General features: G+C 65.8%; 10 protein-coding genes. 9 read left to right on the top strand and 1 reads right to left on the bottom strand.

Annotation, left to right across the window (positions count from 1 at the left end; genetic code table 11):
- Positions 1–106 precede the first annotated feature (106 nt).
- On the bottom strand, positions 107–538 hold the full coding sequence (locus ABKS89_RS09830; RefSeq protein WP_081518101.1) for a GlcG/HbpS family heme-binding protein: 432 nt from the start codon (positions 536–538) through the stop codon (positions 107–109).
- Positions 539–894: 356 nt separating this feature from the next.
- Between ABKS89_RS09830 and gcl the strand changes: the two genes are divergently transcribed.
- The 9 genes from gcl to ABKS89_RS09785 all read left to right on the top strand — a co-directional run bounded on the left by gcl (position 895) and on the right by ABKS89_RS09785 (position 12,267).
- Positions 895–2,670, top strand: coding sequence for a glyoxylate carboligase (gcl, locus tag ABKS89_RS09825; protein WP_138212872.1), 1,776 nt, complete (start codon positions 895–897; stop codon positions 2,668–2,670).
- 136 nt (positions 2,671–2,806) lie between these two features.
- Entirely contained in the window at positions 2,807–3,589 is a 783-nt protein-coding gene (hyi, locus tag ABKS89_RS09820) for a hydroxypyruvate isomerase (RefSeq protein ID WP_138212871.1), read from the top strand.
- Between the two features lie 69 nt (positions 3,590–3,658).
- On the top strand, positions 3,659–4,549 hold the full coding sequence (locus ABKS89_RS09815; protein ID WP_024763150.1) for a 2-hydroxy-3-oxopropionate reductase: 891 nt from the start codon (positions 3,659–3,661) through the stop codon (positions 4,547–4,549).
- Between the two features lie 269 nt (positions 4,550–4,818).
- Positions 4,819–6,090 (top strand): glycerate kinase type-2 family protein, encoded by a 1,272-nt coding sequence (locus ABKS89_RS09810; RefSeq protein ID WP_151186445.1) that lies wholly within the window; start codon positions 4,819–4,821, stop codon positions 6,088–6,090.
- Entirely contained in the window at positions 6,087–7,517 is a 1,431-nt protein-coding gene (pyk, locus tag ABKS89_RS09805; protein ID WP_348589458.1) for a pyruvate kinase, read from the top strand. Before ABKS89_RS09810 ends, pyk begins: the two co-directional genes overlap by 4 nt.
- Before the next feature lie 574 nt (positions 7,518–8,091).
- The gene (locus ABKS89_RS09800; protein WP_348589459.1) at positions 8,092–8,994 is read left to right on the top strand and encodes an urea transporter; all 903 of its coding nucleotides are present in this window, start codon (positions 8,092–8,094) and stop codon (positions 8,992–8,994) included.
- Between the two features lie 33 nt (positions 8,995–9,027).
- A complete protein-coding gene (gene dapF, locus ABKS89_RS09795; protein WP_348589460.1) occupies positions 9,028–9,864 on the top strand; it encodes a diaminopimelate epimerase in 837 nt (278 codons plus the stop codon).
- Positions 9,865–10,081: 217 nt separating this feature from the next.
- Positions 10,082–11,326 (top strand): serine/threonine transporter SstT, encoded by a 1,245-nt coding sequence (gene sstT / locus ABKS89_RS09790; protein WP_348589461.1) that lies wholly within the window; start codon positions 10,082–10,084, stop codon positions 11,324–11,326.
- 89 nt (positions 11,327–11,415) lie between these two features.
- Positions 11,416–12,267 carry an ion transporter gene (locus tag ABKS89_RS09785; RefSeq protein ID WP_348589463.1) on the top strand — a complete coding sequence of 284 codons (852 nt, stop codon included), beginning with the start codon at positions 11,416–11,418 and terminating at the stop codon, positions 12,265–12,267.
- Positions 12,268–12,359 lie beyond the last annotated feature (92 nt).

Genomic DNA, 12,359 nt, shown 5'->3' with positions numbered 1-12,359 from the left:
CCCTCTCCCCTTGGGAGAGGGCTAGGGTGAGGGCCGGCCCGAGCGCAGAAATATCGAGCCGGAGCAGGACAGACGCGCGACTGGCGCGCGCCCTTCCCTTCTTCGATCAGCCCGCGTCAGCGACCAGGCCCAGCGCCTGCACGCCACGGATCGCGCATTGCTCGTCGATGTCCGAGACGTCGCCGCTGATGCCGATGGCGCCAATCACTTCATTGGCCGAATTGCGGATCAGCACGCCGCCGGGTGCGGGCACCACATTGCCTTGCGCAAGCGTGTTCACCGCGGCGATGAACGACGGCCGCTGCTGAGCGTCCGCCGCCAGCACCCGCGACGACTTGCCCAGTGCTACCGCGCCCCACGCCTTGCCGATGGCGATCTGCGGGCGAAGCATGCTCGCGCCGTCCTCGCGCTGCAGGCTCAGCAGGTGCCCGCCGGCATCCAGCACGGCGATGGTCAGCGGCGCGGTGGACAGCTCGCGGCTGGCGACCAGGGCGTGACGGGTGATGTCCAGTGCGGTTTCCAGACTCAGAGTGCTCATGAGGTTTTCCTCTTCAAGTTGATAAGGCGGTTCAAGTCGACAAGCCGGGGCCACGCCGTGCGCACAGGTGAATGCTGCGCACACGCGTATCAGAAATCTGTACGCAATCTAGTAGCCGAAGGTCTCACCCAAAGCAACTTAAAAGGACAATTCACATCTATTTTTGTATACATTTTTTCAAACGATAGTTTGACCCAGAGATCAGCTTTTACGTAAAAGCCCCGCAGTAGAAGGCTTTCAGTGAAAAATGACCGCTCAGTCCCTCGTATACAACCCGTCTTGACCTTCGTCGAATTGCCTGCCTAGAATCGCCTCAACTTTTGTACACAATCAGTATAAGAACCGAGGAACAAAATATGGCCAGAATGAGAGCAATCGAGGCTGCCGTACTCGTCATGCGTCGCGAAGGCGTGGATACCGCCTTCGGCGTACCGGGCGCCGCCATCAACCCCATGTATGCGGCCATGAAGAAACTCGGTGGCATCGATCACGTCCTGGCCCGCCACGTGGAAGGCGCCTCGCACATGGCCGAGGGCTACACCCGCACCAACGCCGGCAACATCGGCGTGTGCATCGGCACCTCCGGCCCCGCCGGCACCGACATGGTCACCGGCCTGTACTCGGCTTCCGCCGACTCCATCCCGATCCTCTGCATTACCGGCCAGGCTCCCCGTGCGCGCATGCACAAGGAAGACTTCCAGGCCGTGGACATCACCAGCATCGTCAAGCCGGTGACCAAGTGGGCAACCACCGTGCTGGAGCCGGGCCAGGTGCCCTACGCCTTCCAGAAGGCCTTCTTCGAAATGCGCAGCGGCCGTCCCGGCCCGGTGCTGATCGACCTGCCGTTCGATGTGCAGATGGCCGAGATCGAGTTCGACATCGACGCCTACGAACCGCTGGCGGTGAACAAGCCCAAGGCCACCCGCGCCCAGGCCGAGAAAGCCCTGGCCCTGTTCAATGACGCCGAGCGTCCGCTGATCTGTGCCGGCGGCGGCATCATCAACGCCGACGCTTCCGACAAGCTGGTGGAATTCGCCGAGCTGACCGGCGTACCGGTAGTCCCGACCCTGATGGGCTGGGGCACCATCCCCGACGATCACCCGCTGATGGCCGGCATGTGCGGTCTGCAGACCTCGCACCGCTACGGCAACGCCACCGTCCTGGAATCGGACATGGTGCTGGGCATCGGCAACCGCTGGGCCAACCGTCACACCGGCTCGGTCGATGTCTACACCGCAGGCCGCAAGTTCGTTCACGTGGACATCGAACCGACCCAGATCGGCCGTGTGTTCACCCCTGATCTGGGCATCGTTTCCGACGCCGGCTCAGCTCTGGAGGTGTTCCTCGAAGTCGCCCGCGAATGGAAAGCCGCCGGCAAGCTGAAGGACCGCAGCGCCTGGGTCGAAGCCTGCCGCGAGCGCAAGCGCACCCTGCAGCGCAAGACCCACTTCGACAACGTGCCGGTCAAGCCGCAGCGCGTCTACGAAGAGATGAACGAGTTCTTCGGCAAGGACACCTGCTACGTCAGCACCATCGGCCTGTCGCAGATCGCCGGCGCGCAGTTCCTGCACGTCTACAAGCCGCGCCACTGGATCAACTGCGGCCAGGCCGGCCCGCTGGGCTGGACCATTCCGGCAGCCCTGGGCGTGGTCAAGGCCGACCCGAGCCGTCAGGTCGTCGCGCTGTCGGGCGACTATGACTTCCAGTTCATGATCGAAGAACTGGCCGCCGGTGCGCAGTTCAACCTGCCGTACATCCACGTGCTGGTGAACAACTCCTACCTGGGCCTGATCCGTCAGGCGCAGCGCGGCTTCGAGATCGACTACTGCGTGCAGCTGGCCTTCGAGAACGTCAACGCACCGGAACTCAACGGCTACGGCGTGGACCACGTCGCGGTCGTCGAGGGTCTGGGCTGCAAGGCGATCCGCGTGACCGACCCGAACCAGATCGGCGCCGCCTTCGCCCAGGCTCGTGAGCTGATGCAGCAGCACCGTGTACCGGTGGTGGTCGAGGTCATCCTGGAGCGCGTCACCAACATCTCCATGGGTACCGAGATCAACGCGGTCAACGAGTTCGAAGAGCTGGCTCTCAAAGGCATCGACGCACCGACTGCCATCTCGCTGCTGGACTGACTAGCTGATCCGTACGACTCCTCCCTTCGGGGAGGAGCTGGGGGTGGACATTTCCTGGCGGGGAGTCCCCCACCCCCTGCTCTCTTTCATCAGGAAGCCGAGCACCACGCACGACCCGTTCAACAGGAGTGACCCCATGCCCCGTTTCTGCGCCAACCTGTCCATGCTGTTCACCGAAGTGGACTTCCTCGACCGTTTCGAAGCCGCCGCGCGCGCCGGTTTCAGCGGTGTCGAGTACCTCTTTCCGTATGACGTCGAGGCCGAGGTGATCAAGGCCCGCCTGGACGCCAACAAGCTCGAACAAGTGCTGTTCAACCTGCCGGCCGGCGACTGGGCCAAGGGCGAGCGCGGCATCGCCTGCCACCCGGACCGCGTCGAGGAGTTCCGCGCCGGCGTCGACAAGGCCATCGCCTACGCCAAGGTCCTGGGCAACACCCAGGTCAACTGCCTGGCCGGCATCCGTCCGCAGGGCCACGACTGCGCGACCATCGAGAACACCTTCCTGAACAACCTGGAGTACGCGGCGGGCAAGCTCGAAGCCGCGGGCATCAAGCTGGTCATGGAAATGATCAACACCCTCGACATTCCCGGCTTCTACCTGCAGACCACCAAGCAGGCCCAGGACATCCGCGAGAAGGTCGGCAGCGCCAACCTGTTCCTGCAGTACGACATCTACCACATGCAGATCATGGAAGGTGACCTGGCGCGGACCATCGAGAAGAACCTCGCCTCGATCAACCACGTGCAGCTGGCCGACAACCCCGGCCGCCACGAGCCGGGCACCGGCGAGATCAACTACCGCTTCCTGTTCGATCACCTGGACCGCATCGGCTACCGCGGCTGGATCGGCTGCGAATACAAGCCCAAGACCACCACCGAAGCCGGCCTTGGCTGGCTCAAAAGCCACAACGTCATCTGATTCGCCGGCCGGCGCGGTGGGTACGCACTGCGCCAGCCAGCCTAACAAGAACAACCAGGAGAATTCCTCATGGCCAAAATCGGATTCATCGGCACCGGCATCATGGGCCTGCCCATGGCGCAGAACCTGCAGAAAGCCGGTCACCAGATCTTCGTTTCCACCCACCACGACGCCGCCCCGGCGGCGCTGGTCGAAGCCGGCGCCATCGGCCTGGCCAACCCCAAGGAAGTCGCCCAGGAAGCCGAGTTCATCATCGTGATGGTCCCGGACACTCCGCAGGTCGAAGACGTGCTGTTCCGCAAGGACGGTATCGCCGAAGGCGTGGGCCCGAACAAGGTGGTGATCGACATGAGCTCGATCTCCCCCACCGCCACCAAGACCTTCGCCGAGAAGATCAAGGCCACCGGCGCGCAGTACCTGGACGCCCCGGTTTCCGGTGGAGAAGTCGGCGCCAAGGCCGCCTCCCTGAGCATCATGGTCGGCGGCTGCCCGAACACCTTCGAACGCGCCCTGCCGCTGTTCCAGGCCATGGGCAAGAACATCACCCGCGTCGGCGGCAATGGCGATGGCCAGACCGCCAAGGTCGCCAACCAGATCATCGTCGCCCTGAACATCCAGGCCGTCGCTGAAGCCCTGCTGTTCGCCGCCAAGAACGGCGCCGACCCGGCCAAGGTGCGTGAAGCGCTGATGGGCGGCTTCGCCTCCTCGCGCATCCTCGAAGTGCACGGCGACCGCATGGTCAAGGGCACCTTCGATCCGGGCTTCCGCATCAGCCTGCACCAGAAGGACCTCAACCTGGCCCTGGCCGGTGCTCGCGAACTGGGCCTGAACCTGCCCAACACCGCCAACGCCCAACAGGTGTTCAGCACCTGCGCGGCCATCGGCGGCAGCAACTGGGACCACTCCGGCCTGATCAAGGGCCTGGAGCACATGGCCAACTTCTCCATCCGCAAGGACTGAGAATCGGCGGATGAAGCGTTCCGCTTCATGCGCCCTGCGAGGTACGCCAACGTAGGGCACATAACGCCAAAGGCGTTATCCGCCACAGAGCAAAGTGACGGGCGAAGTTATGGGAGTGGCCTCGCCCGCCACGCTGCAAAGCGACTCGAACACCCGGCCGTAGGGAATCACGGCCTCGCCGGCCGGGGTGTTCGATTCCATCGCTGAGCCTTTTGCCCTGCAGAAGCCTGAGCCATGGAACACCACAACAAGAATCATCGGAGCCTGTCATGAGCCTCGACCCACGCGCCTTCCTGCGCGAGCTGTTCGACACCGCCATTGCCGCCGCGCATCCGGCCCAGGTACTGGCGCAGCACCTGCCCACCGACAAGGGCGGCCGCACCATCGTCATCGGTGCCGGCAAGGCCGCCGGTGCCATGGCTGAAGTCGCCGAGAAGCACTGGAATGGTGACGTCCAGGGTCTGGTGGTGGCGCCTTACGGCTATGGCGCCGAGTGCCGCAGCATCGAAGTGGTGGAAGCCTCGCACCCGGTGCCGGACGACGCCGGCGAACGCGTCGCCCGCCGCGTGCTGGAACTGATCAGCGGCCTGTCCGAGAACGACCGGGTGATCTTCCTGCTCTCCGGCGGCGGCTCCGCCCTGCTCGCCCTGCCGGCCGAAGGCATCAGCCTCGACGACAAGCGCAGCGTGAACAAGGCCCTGCTGAAATCCGGCGCCGCCATCAGCGAAATGAACTGTGTGCGCAAGCACCTCTCGGCCATCAAGGGCGGCCGCCTGGCCCGCGCCTGCTGGCCGGCCAGCGTGTACACCTACGCGATTTCCGACGTGCCCGGCGACGAGGCCACGGTGATTGCCTCCGGCCCGACCGTGGGCGACCCGACCACCTCCGCCGACGCCCTGGCGATCCTCAAGCGCTATGCCATCGACATCCCGGCGAACGTGCGCGCCTGGCTGGAAGATCCGCGCTCGGAAACCGTCAAACCCGGCGACGAATGCCTCTCGCGCAGCCACTTCAAGCTGATCGCCACGCCCCAGCACTCCATTGACGCGGTAGCTGCCAAGGCCGAAGCCGCGGGCATCCCGACGCTGATCCTGGGCGACCTGGAGGGCGAATCCCGCGAGGTCGCCAAGGTCCACGCCGGTATCGCCCGGCAGATCCGCAAGCATGGCCAGCCGCTGAAGGCGCCGTGCCTGATCCTTTCCGGTGGCGAGACCACCGTGACCGTGCGCGGCAACGGCCGTGGCGGACGCAACGCAGAGTTTCTCCTCAGCCTCACCGCCGACCTCAAAGGTGAACCGAACATCTGGGCCCTGGCGGGGGACACCGACGGCATCGACGGCATGGAAAGCAACGCCGGTGCCCTGATGAGCCCGTGCAGCTACAGCCGCGCCCTCAAGGCCGGCCTGAACCCGCTGCACGAGCTCGACAACAACAACGGCTACGGCTTCTTCGCTGAACTGGGCGACCTGGTGATCACCCGGCCGACCCGCACCAACGTCAACGACTTCCGCGCCATCCTGGTCCTCGAGAACGACAAATGACCCCTGACAAGAAAGTAAAAATTCTCGCCACCCTGGGCCCGGCGATCAAAAGCCGCGACGACATCCGCGCTCTGGTGGAAGCCGGCGCCAACCTGTTCCGCCTGAACTTCAGCCACGGCGAATACGACGACCACGCCCAGCGTTTCGCCTGGGTGCGCGAAGTGGAAGCCGAACTGAACTACCCCATCGGCATCCTCATGGACCTGCAAGGGCCGAAGCTGCGCGTGGGTCGTTTCGCCGACGGTGCGGTCCAGCTGCAGAAGGGCCAGACCTTCACCCTCGACCTGAACGACGCACCGGGCGACGACAAGCGCGTCACCCTGCCCCACCCGGAAATCATCCAGGCGCTGGAGCCAGGCATGAGCCTGCTGCTGGACGACGGCAAGATTCGCCTGCAGGTGCTCAACGCCCACAGCGATGCCATCGAAACCCGCGTGATGAACAGCGGCGAGCTGTCCGACCGCAAGGGCGTGAACGTTCCGGAAGCCGTGCTCAAGCTCAGCCCGCTGACCGCCAAGGACCGCCGCGACCTGACCTTCGGCCTGGAGCTGGGCGTGGACTGGGTGGCCCTGTCCTTCGTGCAGCGCCCCGAAGATATCGAGGAAGCCCGCGAGCTGATCGGCGACAAGGCCTTCCTCATGGCCAAGATCGAGAAGCCTTCGGCGGTGCAGTCCATCGAAGCCATCGCCAAACTGTCCGACGCGATCATGGTTGCCCGTGGCGACCTGGGCGTGGAGATGCCGGCCGAGAGCGTGCCGGGCATCCAGAAGCGCATCATCCAGGTCTGCCGCCAGCTCGGCCGCCCGGTGGTGGTCGCAACCCAGATGCTCGAATCCATGCGCTTCTCCCCGGCGCCGACCCGCGCCGAGGTGACCGACGTCGCCAACGCCGTCAGCGAAGGCGCCGACTGCGTAATGCTCAGCGCCGAGAGCGCTTCGGGCCAATACCCGCGTGAAGCGGTAGAGATGATGGCGAAGATCATCCGCCAGGTCGAAGCCGAACCGGACTACCAGGCCACGCTGGAGATCAACCGCCCGGAACCGGACGCCACCGTCTCCGACGCCATCAGCTGCGCGATCCGCCGGATCAGCCGCATCCTGCCGGTGGCGGTGCTGGTGAACTACACCGAGTCCGGCGCCTCGACCCTGCGCGCTTCCCGCGAGCGGCCCAAGGCACCGATCCTCAGCCTGACCCCGCAACTCAAATCCGCCCGCCGCCTGACCGTGGCCTGGGGCGTCCACTCGGTGGTCAACGCGCAGCTCGCCCACGTCGACGAGATCTGCTCCACCGCCCTGGACATCGCCCTGGCACAGCGCATGGCGCGCCGTGGCGACACCGTGGTGATCACTGCTGGCGTGCCCTTCGGCCAGCCGGGCAGCACCAACATGCTGCGGATCGAGACCGTAGCGCCGGCGTTGGGGGCTTAAGAAAGGCCAGAGCCCCTCACCCCAACCCTCTCCCGCAAGCGGGAGAGGGAGCCGTCCAGAGCGACGGTTGATCGAGGAGCTCATTGAAAGAATGGTGCAGCGAAGAGTTATCTGAACAGCACTGAACTGATAGCCACGCCGAACGGCCCCCTCTCCCTCTGGGAGAGGGCTGGGGTGAGGGGAAGCTGGCTACAGAAGAAACACCGAGTTCAGGAGCCACGCCCAAGCGCGTGCCTCCGCACCGAGTCACTCCCGGACGGACGGGGCCGGGAATACGGGGCCGCGTCCCCGTCCGTCCGGGATTGACCTTTGTACTGAGTGCTTGCGCACCAGAAACATGCGTACCGAATGCTTGTCGGTCCATGGCCCCCACGCAGCAACTCCCAATGCTGGCCATGGAATTTCGAGGTTGTTGGCGGTGATCCCGCCGACAACCTCTTTTCTTTTTCCAGACCCGTGGCGCGGCCCCGTATGGCAGCGTCACAAAGTTCTCACGCAGCGCCCGCCGATGGGGCCTCGATGCCCCACACCCAACGAGGCGCTGCGGAGTCACTTTCAACTGCCCAGACCCAAGATGCCCCTGAACAAGTACATCCCCAACCGGCTGATCGGCTTCGGCCAGATCTACCTGCAGGCCGACGCCCGCTTTGGCCTGATCCTGCTGCTGACCATCGCCTGGTCCGCGCCGCACCTGCTGCCCGGCGCCCTCCTCGGCGCGCTGCTCGGCCCACTCACTGCACGCTTCGTGCGCGAGCCGCAGGCGGACATCGACGCCGGCCTGCACGACTACAACCCGATCCTCATCGGCCTGCTGCTGCCCTTCCAGTTCCAGTGGTCGCTGGGGCTGGTGATGCTGAGCATCGCCGCCATCCTCACCAGCGTCGCCGTGCAGGCCGTGCTGCTGCGCCAGTCGCGCCGGCGCTTTGGCCTGCCGGCCTACACCTCCGCCTTCGTGCTGCTGGGCTGGGTTTCGGTGGCGCTGGGCAAGGCGCTCGGCTTCGCGCCGGCCGGCGGCGGCGCCTGCCTGTCCTGCGACGCAGCCAATCCGCTGCTGGACTCGACTGCACTGGGCTTCGGCGAAGTGATCTTCCTCGGTGAACCGCTGGCCGGCCTGACCATCGCCCTCGGCCTGCTGCTGGTGGAACGCCGCGCCGCGTTCTGGGCGCTGGCGGGCGCTGCCGGCGCACTGGCCCTGGCGCCGCTGTTCGACCTGCCGGCCGCCTCGGCGCAGGCCGGCCTGCTCGGTCTGAACGGTGCGCTGGCCGGCATCGCCCTGTCGCTGCGTTTCCGCAGCCCGCTGGCGCCGCTGTGCGGCATCCTCCTGGCGGTGCTGCTGCAACCCGGCTTCGCCCTCGTCGGTCTGCCCGCGTTCACCGCGCCCTTCATCATCGCCTGCTGGCTGGTGATCCTCGGCCAGCGCGCATTGGAAGCCCTGCTGCTCGATCCGCGAAGGGAAAACAGCGGCCCGCGTGTATAGTCGGAAGCCTCTTTTCGGCGACGGACCGCAGCGATGAACTTCGTGAAATACCAGGCACTGGGCAACGACTACCTCGTCTATGCCGGCGACGCACCTTTTGCCCTGACCGCTGCGCAGATCGGCCGCGTCTGCGACCGTCACCACGGCGTCGGCTCCGACGGTATCCTGGTGGCGAACCACAGCGATGCCGCCTTCGGCCTGCGCATCCTCAACCCCGACGGCTCCGAGGCGGAGAAGAGCGGCAACGGCCTGCGCATCTTCTCCCGCTACCTGTGGGACTGCGGGTTGGTCGCCGGGCAGCCGTTCGACATCGTCACCGCCGGCGGCACCGTGACCAGCCAGGTGTCCGACGAAGGCCGCAGCGTGGAGGTGTCCATGGGCCGCGCCGAGTTCGCCTGCGCGAAGATTCCGGTGCTGATCGACACCCCCGAGGCGCTGGACTATCCGCTGGAAATCGACAGTGTGGCGCTGAAGATCAACGCCGTCTCCATGGGCAACCCGCACTGCGTGGTGTTCGTCGAGCAGACCAGCCGCGAGCTGGCCTGCCGCCTTGGCCCGCTGCTGGAAAACCACCCGCTGTTCCCCCGCCGCACCAACGTGCAGTTCGTCCAGTGGCTATCCCGCGACGCGCTGCGGGTGGAAATCTGGGAGCGCGGCGCCGGCTACACGCTGTCCTCGGGCACCAGCAGCTGCGCGGCCGCGTCGGTGGCGCGCAAGCTCGGCCTGTGTGACGAGCACATCGACCTGCACCTGGCCGGCGGCCTGCTGAAAATCCGCGTCGAGGACGACTTCCAGGTAACCATGCGCGGCGCCGTGCAGCGGGTCGCCGGCATCGACCTGGACCTGGAAGCCTTCGCCGACCTCGGCTGATTCCTCGGCTGATTCATCGGGAATTGCCGACGCGACCGGCATGGATCAATGCCGGTGCGCACGCGGCCGTCCAGACTGCGACCTGACACCTGCCGAAGCAAAACCTGACCGATCAATCGACGGCTAACCGCGCATTTCCCGGTATCAGACGGCATAATCCGCGCCCTTTCGCGCCCGGCCCGCCGGGGCGATCCCACTTCCTGCAGCGAAAGATGTCATGACGCTTCCAACTCCCACCCTCCTGCAGCGGCTCAAGCGCACCAGCCTGGTCCTGCGGATCTTCATCGGCATGCTCTGCGGCATCGCCCTCGCCGTGCTCTGGCCGCAAGGCGCGGTGGCGGTCGGCCTGCTCGGCAAGCTGTTCATATCCGCCCTGAAGGCCGTGGCGCCGGTGCTCGTGCTGGTGCTGGTGATGGCCTCCATCGCCAACCACAAGCAGGGCCAGCGCACCCACATCCGGCCGATCCTGCTGCTGTACCTGCTCGGGACTTTCTCGGCCGCCCTGGTCGCGGTGATCGCCAGCTTCACCTTCCCTTCCACCCTGGTATTGAGCGCACCAACCAGCGAACTGGCACCGCACGGCGGCATCGGCGAGGTCATGCGCTCGCTGCTGTTCAGCGTCACCACCAACCCGGTGAAGGCGCTGCTGGAGGCGGACTTCATCGCCATTCTGGCCTGGGCAATCGGCTTGGGGATCGCCCTGCGCCACGCGCGCCAGACCACCCGCGACCTGCTCGATGACATGGCCAATGGCGTGACCCTGATCGTCCGCGTGGTGATCGCCTTCGCCCCGCTGGGCATCTTCGGCCTGGTGGCCGGCACCATCGCCGAATCCGGCTTCGACGCACTGATCGGCTACCTGCACCTGCTGGCCGTGCTGCTGGGTTGCATGCTGTTCGTGGCGCTGGTGGTGAACCCGCTGATCGTCTTCGCCAAGATCCGGCGCAACCCGTACCCGCTGGTCCTGCTGTGCCTGCGCGAGAGCGGCATCACCGCCTTCTTCACCCGCAGTTCGGCAGCCAACATCCCGGTCAACCTGCAGCTGTGCGAGCGCCTGGGCCTGCACGAGGACACCTACTCGGTGTCGATCCCGCTGGGCGCAACCATCAACATGGCAGGAGCTGCGATCACCATCAGCGTGCTGACCCTGGCAGCGGTGCACACCCTGGGGATAGCCGTGGACCTGCCCACCGCCCTCCTGCTCAGCGTGGTCGCCTCGATCTGCGCCTGCGGCGCATCCGGCGTGGCCGGTGGCTCGCTGCTGCTGATCCCGCTGGCCTGCGGCCTGTTCGGCATCTCCAGCGAAGTGGCGATGCAGGTGGTAGCGGTCGGTTTCATCATCGGCATCCTCCAGGATTCGGCCGAGACCGCGCTGAACTCCTCCACCGACGTGCTGTTCACCGCCGCGGCGTGCATCGCCGAAGGCGACGTGGACGAACCGCAGGAAGGCGAACGCGCCTGACCCTGCTTTCGCCTACGTGAACCGGGGCGGCTGCGGCCGCCCCGGTGCATCTCGGCTAAGGTGTCTGAATCCCCTCCGTGGATTCCCCCATGGCCGATTCCCCCAGCTGGCGCCAGCGTCTCTACGTCGTCATCTTCCAGTCCGACACCGTCGCCGGCCGGCGCTTCGACAGCGCGCTGCTGATCGTCATCCTCGCCAGCCTGCTGGTGGTGATCCTCGACAGCGTCGACGACATCAGCCACGCCTACGGCGGCCTGCTCAGCGACATCGAGTGGGTGATCAACGGCCTCTTCCTCATCGAATACCTGCTGCGCCTGTACTGCTCGCCCAAGCCACTGCGCTATGCGCTGAGCTTCTACGGGCTGGTCGACCTGCTGGCAGTGCTGCCGGGAGTGATCGCCATCTTCTACCCCGACGCGCAATACCTGCTGGCGGTACGGGTGATCCGCGTGCTGCGCATCTTCCGCATCCTCAAGCTGCGCCAGTACCTGCGCCAGGCCGACTTCCTGCTCACCGCGCTGCGCGGCAGCCGGCAGAAAATCACGGTGTTCTTCGTCTCGGTGATGAGCCTGGTGACCGTGTTCGGCTCGCTGATGTACGTGGTCGAGGGCCCCGAGCACGGCTTCACCAGCATCCCGCGCGGCATCTACTGGGCGATCGTCACCCTCACCACCGTGGGCTTCGGCGACATCACGCCGAAGACCCCGCTGGGCCAGGCCATCGCCAGCCTGGTGATGCTCACCGGCTACTCGATCATCGCCGTACCCACCGGCATCTTCAGCGCCGAGCTGCACAACGCCATGCGCCAGGAGCACACGCCGGGCGCGCTGGACAAGCCTTGCCCCGCCTGCGCCAAGGCCAGCCACGAAGCCGATGCGGCGTTCTGCTCGCGCTGCGGCAACCCGCTGTTTCCACGAACGGATGACGCCGCCCAAAGCTGACCTCCGATAACCGCTTGTCGTCCATGACGGCATGACCTCACTCGCACTCAACCCGTTTCCACCGCCCCCTTCGTCACACGCTGCATGGACGG

Origin of the sequence: Pseudomonas sp. LABIM340 (assembly GCF_040017195.2) — a bacterium.
Lineage (GTDB): Bacteria > Pseudomonadota > Gammaproteobacteria > Pseudomonadales > Pseudomonadaceae > Pseudomonas.
Note: the sequence above shows the minus strand (reverse complement) of the source record. Positions and strands in the feature narration are given on the sequence as shown.

What these genes read in the sequence shown, in the direction of transcription:
- ABKS89_RS09830 (WP_081518101.1), bottom strand. Translation starts at nt 538, where the DNA reads ATGAGCACTCTGAGTCTGGAAACCGCACTGGACATCACCCGTCACGCC.
- gcl (WP_138212872.1), top strand. Translation starts at nt 895, where the DNA reads ATGGCCAGAATGAGAGCAATCGAGGCTGCCGTACTCGTCATGCGTCGC.
- hyi (WP_138212871.1), top strand. Translation starts at nt 2,807, where the DNA reads ATGCCCCGTTTCTGCGCCAACCTGTCCATGCTGTTCACCGAAGTGGAC.
- ABKS89_RS09815 (WP_024763150.1), top strand. Translation starts at nt 3,659, where the DNA reads ATGGCCAAAATCGGATTCATCGGCACCGGCATCATGGGCCTGCCCATG.
- ABKS89_RS09810 (WP_151186445.1), top strand. Translation starts at nt 4,819, where the DNA reads ATGAGCCTCGACCCACGCGCCTTCCTGCGCGAGCTGTTCGACACCGCC.
- pyk (WP_348589458.1), top strand. Translation starts at nt 6,087, where the DNA reads ATGACCCCTGACAAGAAAGTAAAAATTCTCGCCACCCTGGGCCCGGCG.
- ABKS89_RS09800 (WP_348589459.1), top strand. Translation starts at nt 8,092, where the DNA reads ATGCCCCTGAACAAGTACATCCCCAACCGGCTGATCGGCTTCGGCCAG.
- dapF (WP_348589460.1), top strand. Translation starts at nt 9,028, where the DNA reads ATGAACTTCGTGAAATACCAGGCACTGGGCAACGACTACCTCGTCTAT.
- sstT (WP_348589461.1), top strand. Translation starts at nt 10,082, where the DNA reads ATGACGCTTCCAACTCCCACCCTCCTGCAGCGGCTCAAGCGCACCAGC.
- ABKS89_RS09785 (WP_348589463.1), top strand. Translation starts at nt 11,416, where the DNA reads ATGGCCGATTCCCCCAGCTGGCGCCAGCGTCTCTACGTCGTCATCTTC.